The organism is Streptomyces sp. NBC_00273, assembly GCF_036178145.1.
Taxonomy (GTDB): Bacteria; Actinomycetota; Actinomycetes; order Streptomycetales; family Streptomycetaceae; genus Streptomyces.
Genome location: NZ_CP108067.1, coordinates 9,970,955 through 9,991,977 on the forward strand (window position 1 = coordinate 9,970,955; position 21,023 = coordinate 9,991,977).

Genomic DNA, 21,023 nt, shown 5'->3' on the forward strand with positions numbered 1-21,023 from the left:
TCGCGTGAGCGTCCCACGTTCGGCGTCCGGAGGGGAGCTGGGAGGAAGGCCGTCGGGACCACGGCCTCCCACCGTGATCGCCCGGGCGGCCCGCCTCCTCGCCGACCGCTACTGGGCCACCTTGCCCGGCCGGCTGCGCCTCGCGCGCACGGCGTGCGTGCTGCTTGCCACCGGGCTGCTGATCCTGCTCGCGGTCTCGGCGACGGGCGCGACCACCGCTTGGGACGAAACGGCCCAGCGCGACGCGCCCCGTACCATCTCCGCGACCCGGCTCAACCTCGCGCTCAACGACATGGACGCGCAGACGGCCAACATCCTGCTCTCCAGTGGTGATTCCGGTACCGGCAAGGGGCGCCTGGAAGAGTCGTACACCAAGGCGAGTGGCTTCTACGGAGATGCGCAGGAGACCATCAGCCGCTCCCTGCGCACGCTCGCCGCCGCCTCGGAAGGCGACCCGGCCACCGAGGCGACCGTCGTGCGGCTCACCGATGACTTCGCGCACTACCAGGAGCTGATCGGACGGGCACTGGAGAACGACAGCCGGCCCGGCGGCAAGGACGCCGCCCGCGAGGACTACCGGACCGCGACCGACCTCCTCACGGGGCGACTCCTCCCGGAGGCACGCAAGCTCGTCGACGCCAACAATGCGGTGTACGAACGGCAGTACACTGCGGCGCGAGGCGACCTCGACGTGCAGCGGACCGCCGAAGCCGTCCTCGGCGTGCTGCTGATCGCCGCGCTGGTACTGCTCCAGATCCACCTCGCGCGCCGGTTCCACCGGGTCTTCAACCCGGGACTGATCGCCGCCACCCTCTGCGCCGTGGTCGCGGTCGTGTGCGGCGCCCAGCTGCTCACGATCACCTACGACCGGATGGAGGTCGCCCGCCGCGACTCCTTCGACTCCGTCATCGCGCTGTCACGGTCCAAAGCGATCGGCTACGACGCCAACGCCGACGAGAGCCGCTACCTCCTGGACCCCGACCGCCGCCCTGCGTACGAGCTCTCCTTCCTCGACAAGTCGCACCAGCTGTACGGGATTCAGGGCGCCGGACTCGACATGTACGACCGGAGGCTCGCTGACACATGGGCCACGTACCTGAACAACCACGAGGACAAACGGTTCACCGGCGAGTACCGGCGCGAACTGGACAACATCACCTTCGCGGGCGAGCGGGAGGCCGCCCAGAAGACCGTCGAGGCGTACGCCGTCTACCAGCGCGACGACCGGACCTTCAGACGGCTGGTGGCCGAGGGGAAGCAGCAGGAGGCCACGGTCTTCTGCATCGGCTGGGCATCGGACACCTCGAACGCCCACTTCGGGGAGTGGACGAAGGCTCTGGACCAGGTCACCGCCATCAACCAGAGGCACTTCGATCTCGCTGTCCGGGAGGGCCGAGGGGCACTGACCACGCAGGGCCCGATGGCCGGCGCGTCGCTGCTGCTCACGGCCGGGTTGACGGTGCTGGGGCTGCGGCGCCGGCTGGCCGAGTTCCGGTGAGAGGGGCCGGTGAGCAGTACGGACGCGGGCAGGGGAGGGGAGACCGGCGTGCTTGATGTCCGCTCATACAAGGGCCGCCAGCCGGCCGGGGTGTTCCTCGATCACGAGGTGGCCGGCGTCCGGGATGACGTGCAGGTCGGTGCCGAGCATGGTGCGGGCCGCCGGGGCGAGCCGTCGCGGTGGCAGGAAGGTGTCGGCGCCGAAGGAATGCCCGATCACCACCACGGGCCCGGTCGCGGCGGCAGCGTCCAGCACCTCGCTCAGCCATGTGCCGTACCACGACAGGTTGCCGCCGGAGATCCCGCGCTCCCCGGAGCTGAGACCGGGCTGTCCGGGGACGTCCGGCAGGACGAGCCGATGGTCGGCCGCGACAAGGGCGGTGGCCAGGGGCAGAGATGCGGCGGCGTTGAAGTTCGTACCCGGCACGAAGACCACCGTGGTCGGGCCGGAACCGGCGCTCATCAGGTGGGTCTGTGCTCCGTTGACGGTCATGGTCGCCCGCTCGTGCGGCACCGGCCATGCGTCGAGCCGGTCGGTGCACCAGCGGCGGATGTGCTCGCGGCCCGCCGTGCTGCGGTAGATGGAGTCCACCCGGTGAGTATCGCTTCTCATCCTGCCGCCTCTCTTCCGGTTGCCGCAGGTGTGCCGACGGCGTAGTGGGCGTACTCCCGCTCCGGACGGAAGCCGGCGGTCCAGGCGAGCAGGCGGCCGGGGCGGTTGCTCGCAGAGCAGGTCCAGCTGGGGGTGTGCCCTCGGGCCGCTATGTCGGAGCACAGGGTGTTGACGCAGTCGAGAGCCAGGTACTGCAGGCGCGGGTCGGGCACGGTGACGCAGGCGACGTCCTCATAGGCGGTGCCGAGGAAGTAGGTGCAGGCCACGGCCACGATGCGGTCGCCCTGGAAGGCGGCCCAGGCGTAGCCCGAGCGGGCAAGGGCGTCCGGACCGCCCCAGGTGCGGTGTATCCAGCTCATCGCGGGCGGAAGGGTGGTGAGCGCGCGAGCGTCCTGGGCGTTGAGCCTCCGTACGGTCACACCCCTGGGCGGCCGGGTGGCGGGCACGGGGCAGCGCTTGACGTACACCATGCGCTGCCACGGCACGACCCGGTCGAACGAAGCCCCGATCAGGGGAAGGAAGCGGCCCGGAGCCTCGATGGAGCGGTCCGCGAAGACCCTGAGATCCCTCGGTATCAGGGCCTGCGGGTCTCCGCGCAAGAGGACGTGGTCCCCGCATTCGGCGGCGATCACGCGCGGCTGGATGACGCGGTCCACCCACCAGCGGCCGGCCTCGGTGGTCAGGACGTGCTCGGTCAGGGCGGCCGAGCCCGGGGCCCCGGTGGGGAACCAGCGAACGAGGGCCGGGAGTCGGTGGGGCGGCAGGTTGATCACGAGGCTTCCTTGTCGGGACATGGAGGCGGGGCGGCCCTGTTCGGAGGGCCGCCCCGCGGAATGGGCTGTTGGCTAGCAGGAGGGCTTGCTGCCGTGGTTGGAGCCCTTCTTGCGGCGTGCCCTCTTCTTGCGTGCGCGCTTGGACATGGACGGGTGTCCCTTCAGGCGGTGTGGCCGACGAGGAGGTCGGCGAGCTTGGTGAGGCGCTTGATCGTGCGGTCCTCGGTGGCGGCGGCGGCCGGGGCGACGCGTTCGTCGCGGTCGTAGTAGGCGCCGTTGACGATCTCGGTGGTGGGGTCGCAGAGGCGTACGACGTGCTGGGCGCCCTCGGCGGCGGATTCGCCTTCGTTGCCGTAGAGGGGGAGCAGGCCGGTCTCGCAGACACCGGGGTGGACGGACACGGCGGTGACACGCGGGTCGGAGGCGAAGACGGTCAGCGCCAGCTGCGACTGCGCGTATGCAGCCAGCCGTGAGTAGCGGCGCTCCCGGTTCGGGTCGCTCCACTGGATGGCGGCCGTGCGGTGGAGCGAGGAGGAGACGTTGACGACGCGCCCGCCCGGGTCGCTGGTGAGGGAGGGTTCCAGGAGGTTGGTGAGGAGGTAGTGCGCGAGGAAGTTGACCTGGAAGGCGATCTCGTTGCCGTCGACGGTGAGGGTGTGACGCTCGGGGGCGGCGATGGCCGCGTTGTTGACGAGAACGTCGAGGCGCGGGTGTTCTCGTACGACCGCGTGGGCCAGGTTCTCGACTTCCTCCAGGCGGACGAAGTCGGCGGCGAGTGGGCGCAGCAGGGCACTGTCGATGCCCTCGGTGGTCACCAGACGGTCGGCCGCGGCCTGGGCCTCCTCGGCGGTGCGGCCGTGGAGAAGGACGACCGCGCCGCGCTGGGCGAGCTGGCGAGCGGTCTCGTAGCCGATGCCGGCGGCGGCGCCGGTGACGAGGACGATACGTCCGGACAGGGATGAAGACATGTCGGATTCCTGGAAGCAGGCATGGCTGACGCGCCCGGCGCCCCCGGCGTTGGGCAGGGGACGAGGGCTCAGGTCATGCGGTGAAGGGGGAGGACGCGTACGAAGCCCTGGCCGAAGTCCCTCAGGACACCGGTGGCAGATACGCGGAGGACGCGCGGCCGATGTCAGAGGGCCGGGCGGACAGCGGGCGCTGTCGGCTGCACCGGATTCGGTGGCCGATCGTCGTAGCGCGGACCGCTGTTCATGACCCCATCCCAGCGCATCAGGGATGCCGGGGCAAGATCCTGAACGGGACTTTGACGGCCTTCTGATGGCCGTCGGGTGACCGTGCGAATCAGGTCTTCGCGCAGGTCATCAGGGCCGCGTCAAAGATCGACGGCTGTGCGGAAGGAACGCGTCAAGGAGCGTTGCTATGGACGCTGGCCGGTAACAGACTGGCGGAGCGACGGAGCCGGTGACGGTCCGGTGGCACGCGGCTGGAGGTCGGTGACCTGAACACCGCCGAAGGTGCGCATGGTCCGGCCGTGGGGGTACGGGCCGATGCGACCGCGTGCTGGTCAAACGTCGCACAACACATGAGCCGTCCAGCTCCCGGTGTGGGGATACCGGAGTTGGGCGGCTCGCGTGTTTCGGGCGTCAGCGCTCACACCGGCAGATGATCTTTCCCGGCAAGTAATTGCTATGTGGCAAGCAGCTCGTGGAGATCACGGTGGCCGTCTGCGCGCGGGCGGACAGCACTTGCGAACCAGACGAGTTGTGGCCGGTCGGCCGGTCAGCCGGTGTGGCGGGAGCGGGACAGGGCCCTGCCGCCGAGGGCCGTGCCGATCAGGCCCAGCAGCAGGGCCACGTAGGCCCCGCCGAGCCCGTTGCCGGTGCCGAGACCGCCGTCGGCGGTGGCCGCGACCAGCCCGCCGAGGGCCATGCCGATCAGCCCCGCCACCATGGCCGCGACGGCCCCGAGTGACCCATTGGCAGTGCCGAGGCGGCCGGCGGGGCGGGTCAGCGCCAGCACGGCGATGACCACGCCGGCCAGCCCCAGCAGCCCGCCCGTGGTGGCCCCGAGTCGCCCGAGGCTGAAGTCGTAGACGCTGGCGGCGACCGGCTGGACGGTAAGCAGGTGATGGGCGGACATCAAGGTGCTCCTTCTCTTCCCACGACTGGATGCGGTCCGAGCATGTCGGCCGGGCCCACGACAGGTCGTCCGGCAGACGCAGGCACTTCGCGCTACCGCGGAGGCGGCAGGCGGCGCGAAGGTACTGCGTTCGCGGTAGTCGACTGCTCGTCCGCGCGCGGGATTCCTCCGCGGCGGTATCCGGCTACGGTGCGCGCATGGGCAAAGGACGGTTCGGTGTTCGCGCCGGCGTGAGGGACTGGCTGATCGCCGTCGGTGTGGCGGCGGCGCTGCTGGTCACCGGGTTGTCCGGGCAGAGGCATTCCGCCACGGGCCTCGATCTGCTCGGCTACGTGCTGCTGGCGGTCGGCGGCCTGGCGCTGGCGGCTGGTCGCCGGGCTCCGGTTCCCGTTCTGGCCGTCACCGGACTGTGCGCGGTGGGGTACCAGGCGTCCGGGTTCGATGTGGCCGCCGTCGCGTACCTTTTCGCGGTGTACGCGGCGATGAGGGCGGGACACCGCTTCATCACCGTGGTGACGAGCGTGGCCGTGCTGGCTGCTCTCCCCCTCGCGGCCCTGGCCTCGGGGCTGCACGACACGGGCGAGGCGTTCGCTCAGGCCCGTGGCGCCCTCGAAATCGCCTGGCTGATCGCCGCTGGCGCCGCCGGTGAAGCCCTCCGGCAGGCCGAGCGGCGCGCGGACGAAGCCGAACGCACCCGGGAGGAAACCGCACGGCGCCGCGCCGACGAAGAACGGCTGCACATCGCGCGGGAGCTGCACGATTCGCTCACCCACCAGATCTCGGTCATCAAGGTGCAGTCCGAAGTCGCCGTCCACGTGGCCCGCAAGCGCGGCGAACCGGTACCGGAGGCCCTGCTGGCCATCCGGGAAGCCGGCCGTGAGGCGGCCCGGGAGCTCCGCGCCACCCTGGAGGCGCTCCGCGACGACGACACGACCCCGCCGCACGGCCTCGACGACGTCCCTGAACTGGTGGACCGGGCAAGCAGGACCGGCCTGCACGCGACCCTGACGATCGAAGGCCATCGACACGACGTGCCCGCCGCGGTGGGCCGGACTGTCTACCGGATTGTTCAGGAGTCCCTCACCAACATCGCCCGTCACGCGGACGCCACCACGGCATCGGTCCGCATCGACTACCGCCCGCACGCTGTCGCCCTCCGGGTCGACGACAACGGCAAGGCCACACCGGACACCACCCCGACACCTGGCATCGGCCTGCTCGGGATGCGTGAACGCGTCACCGCCCTCGGAGGCCGACTCCGGGCAGCACCGCGCGGCGGGGGCGGCTTCACTGTCCAGGCCGAACTCCCCGTGGAGCGAGCCTCGTGATCCGTGTCCTGCTGGTCGACGACCAGCCGCTCATCCGCAGCGGCTTCCGCGCGCTCCTCGACCTCGAAGACGACATCGAGGTCGTCGCCGAAGCCGCCAACGGGCAGGAGGGCCTGGAGCTCGCCAGAGAGCACCTGCCCGACATCGCACTCGTCGACATCCAGATGCCGGTCCTCGACGGCATCGAGACGACCCGCCGCATCGCCGCCGACCCCGCCCTCGCCGGAGTGCACGTCGTCATCCTGACCAACTACGGCCTGGACGAATACGTCTTCAACGCCCTGCGCGCAGGCGCCGCCGGGTTCCTCGTCAAGGACATCGTGCCGGAGGACTTCCTGCACGCTGTACGCGTGGCCGCGCGTGGCGACGCCCTGCTCGCACCCTCGATCACCCGCAAGCTCATCAACCGGTACGTCACCCAGCCGCCCCCGAGTGCCACCGGCCCGGGGCTGGAAGAGCTGACCGGCCGCGAACGTGAAGCCGTCGTACTGGTCGCGCAGGGCCTGTCCAACGACGAGATCGCGGACCGCATGGTGATCAGCCCGCTGACCGCGAAAACTCACATCAACCGGGCCATGACCAAACTCCACGCCCGCGACCGCGCCCAGCTCGTGGTCCTCGCCTACGAATCCGGCCTGGTAACCCCACGCAACTCCTGACCATCACGGTCCCGACGCAGGCCTGCTTTGCTGTGATCCTCTTAAGCCATCGCAGCCATCGCGGGCCCACTGAGTTGATGCGGGGGAACGATCGCTGGCCACACGATGTGACCCGCGATCAGCGGGCCCGGTCCACGGGCCGGCTCAGGTGACCGCCGAGGTCGGGAGTTCCGCGGTGACCGGCGAGGTGCCGCCTGCTATCGGGAGAGTGATGACCATGGTGAGGCCGCCGCCAGGGGTGTCCTCGGCGGTGAGTGTGCCGCCGATGGCCTCGGTGAAGCCGCGGGCGACGGCGAGGCCGAGGCCGACTCCCGCGCCGCGCGGGGCGTCGCCGTGGCGCTGGAACGGTTCGAAGATGCGGTCCTTGGCCTCGTCCGGGACGCCGGGGCCGCGGTCGACGACGCGCAGTTCCACGCGCTCGTGCAGGGCGCTGGCTGTGACGTTGACGGGTTGGCCGTCGGGGCTGTATTTGACGGCGTTCTCGACGATGTTGGCGACGGCGCGCTCGAGCAGGCCGCGGTCGACGGCGATCATCGGCAGCGTTTCGGGGATGTCCAGCTCGACGCTGTCCTCGGGCACGCCGCCCAGGGCCATGGGGACGACCTCGTCGAGGTCGGTCTCGCGGATGAGCGGGACGACAGTGCCGGTGTTGAGGCGGGACATGTCGAGGAGGTTCCCGATCAGGGCGGCGAGGCGGTCCGCGCCGTCCTCGATGCCCTCCAGGAGTTCGGCCTTGTCCTCCTCGGACCAGTCGACATCATCGGAGCGCAGCGAGCTCACGGAGGCCTTTATGCCGGCGAGCGGGGTCCGCAGGTCGTGGCTGACGGCGGCGAGCAGGGCGGTGCGGATGCGGTTGGCTTCGGCGAGTTCGCGGGACTTCTCGGCCTCGTCGACCAGGCGCTGGCGGTCGAGGACGACGGCTGCCTGGGCGGCGAAGGCGCCGAGTACGCGCCGGTCCTCGGCGGGGAGCACTCGGCCGGTGAGGGCGAGGGCCATGTTGTCGCCGATGGGCAGGTCGACGTCGGCGTCCTCGGGCCGGCTGACAGGGCTGGTGCCGACGGATGCGGCCGTGGTCCAGGGGTCGACGTCGCTGGTGCGTTCCAGGAGGACGACCGACTGCATGGCGAAGGTCTCGCGGAGCCGTTCGAGGAGGGCGTCGAGGGAGTTCTCGCCGCGCAGGACGCTGCCTGCGAGGAAGGAGAGGATCTCGGATTCGGCGCGCAGCCGGGCGGCCTGGTGGGTGCGCCGGGCTGCGAGGTCGACCACCGAGGCCACCGACACGGCCACCCCCACGAAGATCGCGATGGCGACGATGTTCAAGGGGTCGGAGATGGTGAACTCGTGCAGCGGCGGGGTGAAGTAGTAGTTCAGGAGCAGGGACCCGAAGGCCGCCGAGGCCAGGGCGGGCAGCAGTCCACCGAGCAGGGCTGCCGCCACCGTGAAGGTGAGGAAGAGCAGCATGTCGTTGGCGAGGCCGAGCTCGGGGACGACCTGGCTCAGCAGGACGGTCAGCAGGGCGGGGCCGACGATACCGGTCAGCCAGCCCCAGATGATGCGGGAGCGGCCGAGCCGCGCGCCGCGGGCGACGGGCAGCCCACGGCCCTTGGCGGCCTCGTCGTGGGTGACGATGTGCACATCGAGGTCGGGCCCGGACTCGCGGGCGACGGTGGCGCTGACGCCGGGGCTGAACACGGACTGCCAGGAGCGGCGACGGCTGACTCCCAGCACGATCTGCGTGGCGTTGACCCCGCGGGCGAACTCCAGCAGCGCGTCGGGGACGTTGTCGCCTATGACGTGGTGGAAGGTGCCGCCCAGGTCCTCGACCAGCGTGCGCTGGACGGCGAGTTCCTTGGGCGAGGCGGACGTCAGCCCGTCGCTGGCGGCGATGTAGACGGCGAGGACCTCGCCGCCCGCGCCCTTCTCGGCGAGCCGGGCGGCGCGCCGGATGAGCGTACGGCCCTCGGGGCCGCCGGTCAGGCCCACGACGATGCGTTCGCGAGCCTGCCAGGTGGAGCGGATGTTGTGCTCGCCCCGGTACTCCTGGAGGTACTCGTCCACCCGGTCGGCCACCCACAGCAGCGCCAGCTCGCGCAGTGCGGTCAGGTTGCCGGGACGGAAGTAGTTCGAGAGGGCCGCGTCGACCTTGTCGGGCTTGTAGACGTTGCCGTGTGCCATGCGGCGCCGCAGCGCCTGCGGGGACATGTCCACGAGTTCGATCTGGTCGGCTCGGCGGGCGACCTCGTCGGGGACGGTTTCCCGCTGGCGCACACCCGTGATGGTCTCGACGACGTCGCCGAGGGACTCCAGGTGCTGGATGTTGACGGTGGAGACGACGTCGATGCCCGCCTGGAGCAGCTCTTCGACGTCCTGCCAACGCTTGGCGTTGCGCGAGCCGGGCACGTTGGTGTGCGCGAGCTCGTCCACGAGCGCGACCGCGGGGCGGCGGGCGAGGATCGCGTCGACGTCCATCTCGGTGAAGGTGGCGTCCCGGTACTCGAGCTCGCGCCGCTCGATGAGTTCGAGGCCGTGCAGCATGACCTCGGTGCGCGGACGGTTGTGGTGTTCGACGAAGCCGACGACGCAGTCGGTGCCCCGCTCGATCCGGCGGTGCGCCTCGGAGAGCATCGCGTACGTCTTGCCGACGCCCGGCGCTGCGCCGAGGTAGATGCGGAGCTTGCCGCGTCCCATGTTCCGACTCTTTTTCTCTGCTGTGGATCGGACGGGTGACTAGGGTTCGAAGCGGTATCCCATGCCCGGCTCGGTGATCAGGTACCGGGGGTGGGAGGGGTCCGCTTCCAGTTTGCGCCGTAGCTGGGCCATGTATACACGCAGGTAGTTGGTGTTCTCCCCGTAGGTCGGTCCCCAGACTTCCAGAAGGAGCTGACTCTGAGTGATCAGGCGGCCGGGGTGGGTGATGAGGATTTCCAGCAGGTGCCATTCGGTCGGGGTGAGCCGTACGCTGCGCTCGCCCCGCTGCACCTTCTTCGCGACCAGGTCGACGGTGAACTCTTCGGTCGTGACCACGGAGACTTCGTCGGCCTGCGAAGCCGCCGGGCCTTCATGTCTCCGGGCGGCTGCCCGCAGCCGGGCCAGGAGCTCGTCCATGCTGAACGGTTTCGTCACGTAGTCGTCCGCGCCCGCGTCCAACGCGCGAATCTTGTCCTCCGAGGTGTGACGGGCGGAGAGGACCAGGATGGGGACCTTGCTCCAGACGCGGACACCCTTGATGACTTCGATGCCGTCCATGTCGGGGAGTCCGAGGTCGAGCACTATGACGTCCGGCTTGTGGGAGGCCGCGAGCCGCAGGGCCGAGCCGCCGTCGGAAGCCTCCTCGACCTCGAATTTGCGCGCCTGGAGGTTGATCTTGAGCGCGCGGACGAGCTGAGGGTCGTCCTCCACCACCAGCACCCGGGTCATCGGTGTGCAGCCTTCCTTCGTAACGGGCATGGCACGAGGCCGGCGGGGCGCTGGAGCCCCTCCCAGCGGTAGCTGGGGGAGCTCCGCGCCCCGCCGGCGCTCAGACCGTGCGATGTGGAACATCAGCTCTTGGTCAGTGCCTTGAGGGCGATGTTGAGCTCAAGGACGTTGACGCGGGGTTCGCCCATGAAGCCGAGGGTCCGGCTGGTGGTGTGGTCGGCGACGAGCTTCTCGACCTGCTTGACGTCGAGCTTGTTCTGCTCGGCGACGCGGTGGGCCTGGAGCTTGGCGTACTCGGGGGAGATGTCCGGGTCGAGGCCGGATCCGGAGGAGGTGACGGCGTCGGCCGGCACGTCCTCGGGCTTGACCGTGTAGCCGGCGGTGGAGTTGTCCGCGATGACGGCTTCCTTGGCGGCGACGACCTGGGCGCAGAGCGTGCCTTCCTCCGCCGCCTTGGTGCACTGGCCGCCCACGGCTCCGTTGTCGGCGGAGCGGTTGGTGGCGCCGGACAGGATCAGCGAGTACTGCGTGTTGACGCTGTTGCTGCCCAGGCCGTTGGAGGGGCGCGGCTGGAACCACTTCAGGTCCGGCCTGGCCGCCTCTTCGGCGTCGTTGGGGTCCTTCTTCGGCAGGTTGTAGCTCTGGCCGATGAGGGAGGAGCCGACGACCTGGCCGCTCTTGTCCTTGATCTCGGACCCGTTGGCCTTGTCGTTGAAGAGGGCCTGGGCGATCCCGGTGACGGCGAGCGGGTAGATGACCCCGCAGATCACGGTCAGGACGAGCAGGGCGCGCAGGCCCGCACCGATCAGGCGGACGGTGCTGGATACGGAATTGTTCATGGCAGATCAGCCGATTCCGGGGATGAGGGAGATGAGCAGGTCGATGATCTTGATGCCGATGAACGGGGCGATCAGACCGCCCACGCCGTACAGCCCGATATTGCGGCGCAGCATCTTGTCGGCGCTGGTCGGCTTGTACTGGACGCCCTTCAGGGCGAGCGGCACCAGCGCGATGATGATCAGTGCGTTGAAGATGACCGCGGAGAGGATCGCCGACTCGGGTGAGGCCAGGCCCATGATGTTGAGCTTGTCCAGGCCCGGGTAGACCACGGCGAACATGGCCGGGATGATCGCGAAGTACTTCGCGACGTCGTTGGCGATGGAGAAGGTGGTCAGGGCGCCTCGGGTGATGAGGAGCTGCTTGCCGATCTCGACGATCTCGATGAGCTTGGTGGGGTTGGAGTCCAGGTCCACCATGTTTCCGGCCTCCTTGGCGGCCGAGGTGCCCGTGTTCATGGCCACGCCGACGTCGGCCTGGGCGAGGGCCGGGGCGTCGTTCGTACCGTCGCCGGTCATCGCGACGAGCTTGCCGCCGGCCTGCTCCCGCTTGATGAGGGCCATCTTGTCCTCGGGGGTGGCCTCGGCGAGGAAGTCGTCCACGCCCGCCTCCTCCGCGATGGCCTTGGCGGTGAGCGGGTTGTCGCCGGTGATCATGATGGTCTTGATGCCCATGCGGCGCAGTTCGTCGAAGCGTTCGCGCATGCCCTCCTTGACGACATCCTTGAGGTGGATGACACCCAGGACACGGGCCCCCTTGTCGTCCTTGACGGCGACGAGGAGCGGAGTGCCGCCCGCTTCCGAGATCTTGTTGGCGAGGAGGTCGGCGTCGTCGGAGACCTGGCCGCCCTGCTCCTTGACCCAGGTGATGACCGAGCCGGCCGCGCCCTTGCGGGTCTGCTTGCCGTCGACGTCCACGCCCGACATACGGGTCTGGGCGGTGAAGGCGATCCACTCGGCGTGGGCGAGTTCGCCCTGGTGGCGCTCGCGCAGACCGTACTTCTCCTTGGCGAGGACGACGATGGAGCGGCCTTCGGGGGTCTCGTCCGCGAGGGAGGAGAGCTGGGCGGCGTCCGCCAGCTCGGCCTCCGTCGTGCCCTTGACCGGGACGAACTCTGACGCCTGGCGGTTGCCGAGAGTGATGGTGCCCGTCTTGTCGAGCAGCAGCGTGGAGACGTCACCCGCGGCCTCGACGGCGCGGCCGGACATGGCGAGCACGTTGCGCTGGACCAGCCGGTCCATGCCGGCGATGCCGATCGCGGAGAGCAGCGCGCCGATGGTGGTCGGGATCAGGCAGACCAGCAGTGCGGTGAGCACGATCATGGACTGCTCGGCGCCCGCGTAGATCGCGAAGGGCTGCAGGGTGACGACCGCGAGCAGGAAGACGATCGTGAGGGACGCGAGCAGGATGTTCAGCGCGATCTCGTTGGGCGTCTTCTGCCGGGCCGCGCCCTCGACGAGGGCGATCATGCGGTCGATGAACGTCTCGCCGGGCTTCGTCGTGATCTTGATGACGATCCGGTCGGAGAGCACCTTCGTACCGCCGGTGACCGCGCTGCGGTCGCCGCCCGACTCCCGGATCACCGGGGCCGATTCGCCCGTGATCGCGGACTCGTCGACGGACGCGACGCCTTCGACGACGTCACCGTCGCCCGGGATGATGTCGCCGGCCTCGCAGACCACCAGGTCACCGATGCGAAGCTCCGCGCCGGGCACCTGTTCCTCGCCCTTGCCGTCCTTGGTCAGGCGGCGGGCGACGGAGTCGGTCTTGGCCTTGCGCAGGGTGTCGGCCTGCGCCTTGCCGCGGCCTTCGGCCACGGCCTCGGCGAGGTTCGCGAAGATCGTGGTCAGCCACAGCCAGGCGGTGATGGCCCAGCCGAACCAGTCCGTCGGGTCCTTGATCGCGAGGACGGTGGTGACGACCGAGCCGATCAGGACGACGAACATGACCGGGGACTTGATCATGACGCGGGGGTCGAGCTTGCGGATCGCGTCGGGGAAGGACTTCAGCAGCTGCTTGGGGTCGAAGAGGCCGCCTCCCACGCGTCCGCCGCCCGGCTTGTGGCCGGTGGGCACGTCCTGGTGCGGAGCCCTGGTGGGTGTGGCGGTGCTCATGATGCGAGTCCTTCGGCGAGCGGACCCAGTGCCAGGGCCGGGAAGTAGGTCAGACCGGTGACGATGAGGATCGTGCCGACGAGGAGGCCCGTGTAGAGCGGCTTGTCGGTACGGAGCGTGCCCGCGGTCTCGGGGACGGGCTTCTGCTCGGCGAGCGAGCCGGCCAGCGCGAGGACGAACACCATGGGCAGGAAGCGGCCCAGCAGCATCGCGATGCCGATGGTGCTGTTGAACCACTGCGTGTCGGCGTTCAGGCCGGCGAAGGCCGAGCCGTTGTTGTTTGCGCCCGAGGTGTAGGCGTAGAGGATCTCCGAGAAGCCGTGCGCCCCGGTGTTGGTCATCGAGTTGGCCGGGGTGTCCAGGGCCATGGCCGCGGCGGTGAAGCCCAGCACCAGAGCGGGGGTGATGAGGATGTAGCAGGCCGCGAACTTGATCTCGCGGGTGCCGATCTTCTTGCCCAGGTATTCGGGGGTGCGGCCGACCATCAGGCCGGCGATGAACACCGCGATGATCGCCATGATCAGCATGCCGTAGAGGCCGGAGCCGACGCCGCCGGGCGCGATCTCGCCGAGCTGCATGCCCAGCAGCTGGATGCCGCCGCCCAGACCCGTGTACGAGGAGTGGAAGGAGTTGACCGCACCGGTCGAGGTCAGTGTCGTGGCGACCGAGAAGATCGCGGAGGCGCCGATTCCATACCGGGTCTCCTTGCCCTCCATCGCACCGCCGGCGACATCGAACGCCGGGCCGTGGTGGGCGAACTCGGTCCACATCATCAGCGCGGTGAAGCCGATCCAGATGGTCGCCATCGTGGCGAGGATCGCGTAGCCCTGGCGCAGGTTTCCGACCATGCGGCCGAAGGTGCGGGTCAGGGCGAACGGGATGACGAGGATCAGGAAGATCTCGAAGAGGTTCGAGAACGGGGTGGGGTTCTCGAACGGGTGCGCGGAGTTGGCGTTGAAGTAACCGCCGCCGTTTGTACCCAGCTCCTTGATGACCTCCTGCGAAGCCACCGCCCCGCCGTTCCACTGCTGCGAGCCGCCCATGAACTGGCCGACCTCGTGGATCCCGGAGAAGTTCTGGATCGCACCGCAGGCGACCAGGATGATCGCGCCGATCACGGAGACGGGCAGCAGGATGCGGACCACTCCGCGGACCATGTCGGCCCAGAAGTTGCCGAGCTCACCCGTGCGCGAGCGTGCGAAGCCCCGTACGAGGGCCACCGCGACGGCCATGCCGACCGCGGCGGAGACGAAGTTCTGCACTGCCAGGCCGCCGGTCTGTACGACGTGGCCCATGGCTTGCTCGCCGTAGTACGACTGCCAGTTCGTGTTCGCCACGAAGGAGGCGGCCGTGTTGAAGGCCTGGTCCGGGTCGATCGAGGAGAAGCCGAGCGAGCCGGGCAGGATACCCTGCGCCCTCTGGAGGGCGTAGAGGAAGAGGACACTCACCGCCGAGAAGGCGAGGACGGCACGCAGGTAGGCGGGCCAGCGCATCTCGGCGGACGGGTTGGCGCCGATGGCCTTGTAGATCCACTTCTCCGGCTTGTAGTGCTTTTCGGAGGAGTAGACGCGGGCCATGTAGTCGCCCAGCGGGCGGTAGGCCAGCGCGAGCGCGGCGATCAGTGCGAGGAGCTGGAGCACACCAGCGAGAACGGGACTCATCGGTGGCTAGAACCTCTCCGGGTACACAAGGGCGAGGACGAGGTATCCGAGCAGGGAGACGGCCACGACGAGGCCGACGATGTTTTCGGCGTTCACAGCTTGGTCACCCCCCGGGCGATGAGAGCCACCAGCGCGAACACCGCGACCGTGGTGACGACGAAGGCCAGATCGGCCACCGTGAGCTCCTGGATGAAGAGGGAGGAAATGAATCGGCCAGATGGCCGATGACGACATAACCGTGTCTTCAGCCCGGCGTTAAGACACCTTGACGGGGTCCATACGGGCGCAGGGGAACTCTTAACGCCACGCTTACGCGTGAAGCCGTGAATCGCCGGTCAGCCCTGGTGGGACAGGCCGGCCGTGTCCAGGGCGGCGCCGGCCTGCGACGCCAACGCGACAGCCACCAAGCGGGGCTCTTCGGCGGGCAGGGAGCGGTTCGGGAGCGGGTCGAGCAGGAAGCGGCCGTAGTAGTGGCCGCCGCCGACCACCCTCAGCTCGGTCTCCCCGTCCGGCCAGTCGGCGTACTCGGTGATCTGGCCGCCGCTGCGCAGCCACAGGCTGCCGTCGTGCTCCAGGCGCGGCCGGTGCCCCAGCAGCCTGCCGTACTCGAAGCGGCAGCCGCGCAGGCCCAGCAGGCCGACGAGCTCCCGGCGCACGTACTCGACCACCGCCTCCGGCGAGCCGCCGTCCTCGACCAGCCGGGCGGTTCCCTGGAGGCTGGACAGGTGCGCGGCGTCGGTGACCACGACCGTCCGGAGCCGCCGTACGCGTACGGCCAGCTGCGAAACGATCAGTCCGACGGCGAGCAGGAGGACAACTGTCTGGATCTCGTCATCGTCGGCAATGGCGAACTGCTGGTAGGGCCTGGTGAGGAAGAAATCGAACCAGGCAGCCGCGGAGAGTGCGGCCAGCGCCCCGGCCGCCCGGGTGCCGAGCGCGGCGACGACGACCACCGCGACGACCATGATCAGAGCCTCGTTCGTCGCTGAAAGCTCGGTTCGGAACGGCACGAGCGCGAGCGCAACGAGGAAGGGGATCACGAGGGCCGCGAGCAGGACGGCACGGTCGTGGAGTCGGTACCCGGACATGTGATGCCTCCCGTCCGGACATGACGGTCTTGGTTCAGAACCTCTCGGGCCTGATGAGGGCGGTCACGAGATAGGCAAGCAGAGCGACGGCGACCATGAGCCCGACCACGTTTTCCGCGTCCATCAGCGTGTACTCCCTTGGTTCCGTCGGACATGTGTCGCCCATATCAAGCGTGCCCCCGGTGGAGGAAGGAGCCACGCACCCTGGCGAGGTCTTGACGCACCTCATACGACTTTGCGGCCCCGGCGTCAGGAGTGCGTGAAGAGTGGGGCGGCGGTCGTATGGATTCCGCCAAGGGCACTGGTCATTCGGCCATGCCGTCCCGACGCTGTCCTCACTTTGTCCAATCGGAGGAACAGCGAAGATGGCCATAGACAGGGGAAAGACAACCGCGGCAGGACAGGCGCCGGGCACGGAGGAACCTCCTGATACCGGCGTACGGACGCCTCCCGAGGCACCGGACCGGCATCGGCTGACCGCCCTCCAGGGCCTGGCCGCGCTGTCGCTCGACGCGATGGCCTCTGTCGCATACGGGCCGGAGTCGATCGTGCTGGTGCTGGCGGCAGCCGGTGCTTACGGACTAGGGTTCACCCTCCCCGTCACCCTGGCGATCGCGGCTCTGCTTGCCGTACTGGTGGCCTCGTACCGGCAGGTGATCGCCGCGTTCCCGGACGGTGGCGGGTCGTACGCCGTTGCCAAGAAGCACCTGGGCCGGCGCACCAGCCTGGTGGCTGCGGCCTCGCTGATCCTCGACTACGTACTGAACGTGGCCGTCTCCGTCACCGCTGGCGTGGCCGCTCTGACCTCGGCCTTCCCGGAGCTGTACGGGGAGCGGGTGTGGATCTGCCTCGGGGTCCTGGTCCTGGTCACGGCGGTGAACCTGCGCGGGGTCGTGGACTCCGCCAAGGCGTTCCTCGTCCCGACCGCCGTGTTCGTGGGGTCGATTCTGGCCATGGTCGTGGTCGGTCTGTTCCGTGACGGCCCGGTGAGCACCGCCTCGGCCGCCGGGCACGCCTCCGCTCTGGGGGAAGGGGCCACCACGGTCGGCGCGCTGCTGCTGCTGAAGGCCTTCGCGGCCGGTTGCTCCGCCCTGACCGGCGTTGAAGCTGTCGCCAACGCCGTGCCGTCTTTCCGGGCCCCGGCCGCTCGGCGTGCCCAGCGCACCGAGGTGGCTCTCGGAGCCCTGCTCGGCGTGATGCTGATCGGCCTGTCGGTCCTGATCGGCCGTTTCCACCTCCAGCCGGTCGAGGGCGTCACTGTCCTCGCCCAGCTCGCGGACGCCTCGTTCGGCCACAACGCCGCTTTCTACGTGGTCCAGTTCGCCACCATGGTGCTGCTGGCGCTCGCCGCGAACACCTCTTTCGGCGGGCTGCCCGTCCTGATGAGCCTGCTGGCCCGCGACAACTACCTGCCGCACGTGTTCGCCCTCAAGGCGGACCGCCAGGTGCACCGCCACGGCGTGGTGTGGCTGGCCCTCGTGTCCGCCGTCCTGCTGGTGTTCTCCGGCGGCGACACCAACACCCTCGTCCCGCTGTTCGCGATCGGGGTCTTCGTCGGCTTCACCATCTGCCAGGTCGGCATGGTCCGGCACTGGTACGGGGAGCGGCCCCAGGGCTGGCAGGCGAAGGCCGTCCTCAACGGCTTCGGCGCACTGCTCACCGGAGTCTCGGCGATCGTCGTGACCGCCACCAAATTCGCCGAAGGCGCCTGGCTGATCGTGCTCGCCCTGCCGCTGATCGTCCTCGCCTTCGAGGAGATCCATCGCGCCTACGTTCGGATCGGCGAACGCCTGGAGCTCGGCCGCATTCCTCAGCCGCCCCAACGCTCCCGCTCTCTGGTCGTCGTGCCCGTCTCAGGGCTGTCTCGACTGACGTGCCAGGCACTCACCGCCGCCCGCTCGCTCGGCGACGAGGTCCTCGCCGTGACCGTCACCCACCCCGCTCCGGAGGACCGTCAGGCGGCCGAAGCCCTATGTCGGGACTGGGAGTTGTGGAAGCCGGGGGTCGAGCTGATCGAAGTCTCCTCGGACACCCGTTCGCTCGGTCGCCCGGTGTCGGCGTACGTGCGCGAGCTGACACAGGCACACCCGGACACCCAGGTCACCGTCCTCATCCCGGAAACCGAACCCGCCCACCTGTGGCAGCGGATGCTGCAGAACCAGCGCGGTTCCGTCGTCGCCCACGCAGTCCGCCGCGACACCGACGCCGTCATTTGCCGACTGCGCTTCCGCATCACCGCCGACGTGCGTTGACGTGCGTTGACGTGCCATTGACGGTGGCTTGACGCGTCTCGTGCGCCGCCGTCAAGAAGGTGCCAATTCCCCCGCACACATGGGGTTTTCCGCTGGAACGGGCAGTAGTTTCCTGCCTGTTGCGCCGCCGGGGAGCTCGACTACTCACATGACGGCCGAGGGGGTCCATGCGAGACAGTCCCCGGCGGCGACACCCCTCACCCGCACTCATTCCTTGCCCGACCTTTGTCGGCAGGGGGGTGCCCAGCCGAACTCACCAGAAGGTCGCTTCATGCCTCCCGCCGCCGCGCAGCACGTTCCCCCGGATCTCGGCACCCCCCCGCGGACCCCGGTCAACCGACCGTCCCGGAAACGCTCCGGCCAGGTGAACGTGCTGGAGCCCGAGCTCCTCGCCACCTCGGCCAGGGAGGCCGTCGCCAAGCTCCATCCGCGTGAGCTGGTGAAAAAGCCGGTGCTGTTCGTGGTCGCGGTCGGATCGGTCCTGACCACGCTGTCGGCCCTCATCCACCCGTCGGTCTTCACCTGGGTGATCAGCGTCTGGCTGTGGCTGACGGTCCTGTTCGCCAACCTCGCCGAGGCCGTCGCCGAGGGCCGCGGCCGCGCTCAGGCCGAATCGCTGCGCAAGGCGCGCACGGACACGGTCGCGCTCCGGCTCAAGCACTGGACGTACGGGACGAACCTGCGCAGCGCCGAGACCGAGGTGGTGACCCCGGCCGAACTCCAGCCCTTCGACTTCGTGCTCGTCGAAGCGGGGGAGCTGGTTCCGGCCGACGGGGACGTGGTCGACGGTGCGGCGATGGTGGACGAGTCCGCCGTCACCGGTGAATCGGCCCCCGTACTCCGGGAGTCGGGCGGCGACCGGTCCGGTGTCACCGGCGGTACGACCGTCCTGTCGGACTCGATTGTCGTGCGGGTCACCTCGCGCTCCGGGAACAGCTTCATCGACCGGATGATCGCGCTGGTCGAGGGTGCGTCGCGGCAGAAGACCCCGAACGAGATAGCGCTGAACATCCTGCTGGCAGCCCTGACCTTCATCTTCATCCTGATCGTGGTCAGCATCCAGCCGATGGCCGCGTACGCGGGCGCCGCCCAGTCCACGACCGTCCTGGTCGCCCTCCTCGTCACCCTCATCCCCACCACGATCGGCGCGCTGCTCTCCGCGATCGGCATCGCCGGCATGGACCGCCTCGTCCAGCGCAACGTCATCGCGATGAGCGGCCGCGCCGTCGAAGCCGCCGGTGATGTGAACACCCTGCTCCTCGACAAGACGGGCACCATCACGCACGGCAACCGCGAGGCCGCCGCTTTCATCCCGCTCCCCGGCATCGACCACACCAAGCTCGCGGACGCAGCCCAGCTGTCCTCCCTCGCCGACGAGACCCCCGAAGGTCGGTCCGTCGTGGCCCTGGCCCAGCGGTACGGGCTCCAGCCGGCCGCCGCCGAGGACCTCAGCAACCCGCGCTTCACCGAGTTCAGCGCCCGCACCCGTATGAGCGGCGTGAACTTGAGTTGGGACAACGGCGCGGGATGCGCCATCCGCAAGGGCGCGGTGGTGGAGGTCATGGACTGGGTGGCGATGCGCGGCGGGACCGTACAGGCGGAGGCCGCCGCATGGTCCGCTCAGGTCTCGCAGTCCGGGGGAACCCCTCTGCTGGTGGCGGTCCACGACTGGGACGGGCCGCGGGTCCTCGGCATCATCCACCTCAAGGACGTCGTCAAGGACGGGATCCGGGAGCGCTTCGCGGAGCTGCGCGCCATGGGAATCCATACGGTCATGGTCACCGGCGACAACGAGCTGACGGCCCGCGCCATCGCCGCCGAGGCCGGCGTCGACGAATACCTCGCGGAGGCGACGCCGGAGGACAAGCTGGCCCTCATCAAGCGGGAGCAGGCCGGCGGCAAACTCGTCGCGATGACCGGCGACGGCACCAACGACGCCCCGGCCCTCGCCCAGGCGGACGTCGGCGTGGCCATGAACACAGGCACCTCGGCCGCCAAGGAGGCCGGGAACATGGTGGACCTGGACTCCAACCCCACCAAGCTCATCGACATCGTCGAGATCGGCAAACAGCTCCTCATCACCCGAGGCGCGCTCACCACCTTCTCCATCACCAACGACGTCGCCAAGTACTTCGCGATCATCCCCGCCATGTTCGCCTCGGCCTACCCGGGCCTCGAAGCCCTCAACATCATGGGCCTGAGCAGCCCCACCTCCGCGATCACCTCGGCGATCATCTTCAACGCCCTGATCATCGTCGCCCTCATCCCACTCGCCCTGCGCGGCGTCCGCTACCGGCCCGCCTCCGCACACGACCTGCTGCGCCGCAACCTCGGCGTCTACGGCCTCGGCGGCCTGATCCTGCCCTTCGTCGGCATCAAGCTCATCGACCTGCTGGTGTCCACCATCCCCGGCCTCGGCTGACGTTCGGCAACGGCTCATCAGAGGAACGCCAGGGCGCCTGAGCCCCCAGGCACTACCGTCCACCTGCTTGCCGCAGGCTCCTTCCTCCCCTGAGACCACGGCCGCGACTGGCCGGCCAGCGTTGATCCACACTCCGCTGGTTCCCCTGCGGGGGCGGCCTCCGTCCAGGCTGCCCCCGCTCCTCGTTCGTGACCACCGTGTCTGCCCGCTCGCCCGCAGGCAGACTGCTGTCACTGGCGCGCGAAGACGTTCACTACGCCAC

Annotated in this window: 17 protein-coding genes; 5 read left to right on the plus strand and 12 right to left on the minus strand. The window is 69.3% G+C overall.

What is annotated here, in order from left to right; genetic code table 11:
* Positions 1-73 precede the first annotated feature (73 nt).
* Entirely contained in the window at positions 74-1,498 is a 1,425-nt protein-coding gene (locus OG386_RS45200) for a hypothetical protein (RefSeq protein WP_328793049.1), read from the plus strand.
* Between the two features lie 63 nt (positions 1,499-1,561).
* On the opposite strand, the gene OG386_RS45205 is transcribed toward OG386_RS45200, so the two are convergent.
* The 4 genes from OG386_RS45205 to OG386_RS45220 all read right to left on the minus strand — a co-directional run bounded on the left by OG386_RS45205 (position 1,562) and on the right by OG386_RS45220 (position 4,983).
* Positions 1,562-2,089 carry an alpha/beta fold hydrolase gene (locus tag OG386_RS45205; RefSeq protein ID WP_328793050.1) on the minus strand — a complete coding sequence of 176 codons (528 nt, stop codon included), beginning with the start codon at positions 2,087-2,089 and terminating at the stop codon, positions 1,562-1,564.
* A 17-nt stretch (positions 2,090-2,106) separates the two neighbouring features.
* A complete protein-coding gene (locus OG386_RS45210) occupies positions 2,107-2,883 on the minus strand; it encodes a GNAT family N-acetyltransferase (RefSeq protein ID WP_328793051.1) in 777 nt (258 codons plus the stop codon).
* Positions 2,884-3,044: 161 nt separating this feature from the next.
* Positions 3,045-3,851: an SDR family NAD(P)-dependent oxidoreductase gene (locus OG386_RS45215; protein ID WP_328793052.1), complete on the minus strand. Its 807-nt coding sequence runs from the start codon at positions 3,849-3,851 to the stop codon at positions 3,045-3,047.
* A gap of 772 nt (positions 3,852-4,623) precedes the next feature.
* Positions 4,624-4,983 carry a DUF6223 family protein gene (locus tag OG386_RS45220; RefSeq protein WP_326747491.1) on the minus strand — a complete coding sequence of 120 codons (360 nt, stop codon included), beginning with the start codon at positions 4,981-4,983 and terminating at the stop codon, positions 4,624-4,626.
* Positions 4,984-5,180: 197 nt separating this feature from the next.
* Between OG386_RS45220 and OG386_RS45225 the strand changes: the two genes are divergently transcribed.
* On the plus strand, positions 5,181-6,311 hold the full coding sequence (locus OG386_RS45225) for a sensor histidine kinase (RefSeq protein ID WP_328793053.1): 1,131 nt from the start codon (positions 5,181-5,183) through the stop codon (positions 6,309-6,311).
* Entirely contained in the window at positions 6,308-6,970 is a 663-nt protein-coding gene (locus OG386_RS45230) for a response regulator transcription factor (RefSeq protein ID WP_326747489.1), read from the plus strand. Before OG386_RS45225 ends, OG386_RS45230 begins: the two co-directional genes overlap by 4 nt.
* Positions 6,971-7,114: 144 nt before the next feature.
* Here the strand turns inward: OG386_RS45230 and OG386_RS45235 are convergent, their stop codons facing one another.
* From OG386_RS45235 to kdpF (OG386_RS45270), 8 genes are all read right to left on the minus strand, one after another.
* Positions 7,115-9,658, minus strand: coding sequence for a sensor histidine kinase KdpD (locus OG386_RS45235; protein ID WP_328793054.1), 2,544 nt, complete (start codon positions 9,656-9,658; stop codon positions 7,115-7,117).
* A 39-nt stretch (positions 9,659-9,697) separates the two neighbouring features.
* Positions 9,698-10,387 (minus strand): response regulator, encoded by a 690-nt coding sequence (locus tag OG386_RS45240; RefSeq protein ID WP_266674615.1) that lies wholly within the window; start codon positions 10,385-10,387, stop codon positions 9,698-9,700.
* 122 nt (positions 10,388-10,509) lie between these two features.
* Positions 10,510-11,226, minus strand: coding sequence for a potassium-transporting ATPase subunit C (locus tag OG386_RS45245; RefSeq protein WP_326747487.1), 717 nt, complete (start codon positions 11,224-11,226; stop codon positions 10,510-10,512).
* Between the two features lie 6 nt (positions 11,227-11,232).
* Positions 11,233-13,338, minus strand: coding sequence for a potassium-transporting ATPase subunit KdpB (gene kdpB / locus OG386_RS45250; protein ID WP_328793055.1), 2,106 nt, complete (start codon positions 13,336-13,338; stop codon positions 11,233-11,235).
* Entirely contained in the window at positions 13,335-14,999 is a 1,665-nt protein-coding gene (gene kdpA / locus OG386_RS45255) for a potassium-transporting ATPase subunit KdpA (RefSeq protein ID WP_328793056.1), read from the minus strand. Before kdpA ends, kdpB (OG386_RS45250) begins: the two co-directional genes overlap by 4 nt.
* A gap of 6 nt (positions 15,000-15,005) precedes the next feature.
* Positions 15,006-15,095, minus strand: coding sequence for a K(+)-transporting ATPase subunit F (gene kdpF, locus OG386_RS45260; RefSeq protein WP_037789535.1), 90 nt, complete (start codon positions 15,093-15,095; stop codon positions 15,006-15,008).
* Positions 15,096-15,334: 239 nt separating this feature from the next.
* Positions 15,335-16,087, minus strand: coding sequence for a DUF4118 domain-containing protein (locus tag OG386_RS45265; RefSeq protein ID WP_328793057.1), 753 nt, complete (start codon positions 16,085-16,087; stop codon positions 15,335-15,337).
* Positions 16,088-16,121: 34 nt separating this feature from the next.
* Positions 16,122-16,211: a K(+)-transporting ATPase subunit F gene (gene kdpF / locus OG386_RS45270; RefSeq protein ID WP_328793058.1), complete on the minus strand. Its 90-nt coding sequence runs from the start codon at positions 16,209-16,211 to the stop codon at positions 16,122-16,124.
* 241 nt (positions 16,212-16,452) lie between these two features.
* Here kdpF (OG386_RS45270) and OG386_RS45275 point away from each other — a divergent pair, with 241 nt between their 5' ends.
* On the plus strand, positions 16,453-18,339 hold the full coding sequence (locus OG386_RS45275) for an APC family permease (protein ID WP_328793059.1): 1,887 nt from the start codon (positions 16,453-16,455) through the stop codon (positions 18,337-18,339).
* A 271-nt stretch (positions 18,340-18,610) separates the two neighbouring features.
* Positions 18,611-20,761, plus strand: a complete 2,151-nt coding sequence (gene kdpB / locus OG386_RS45280) for a potassium-transporting ATPase subunit KdpB (RefSeq protein ID WP_328793060.1) — start codon at positions 18,611-18,613, stop codon at positions 20,759-20,761.
* Positions 20,762-21,023: the final 262 nt, after the last annotated feature.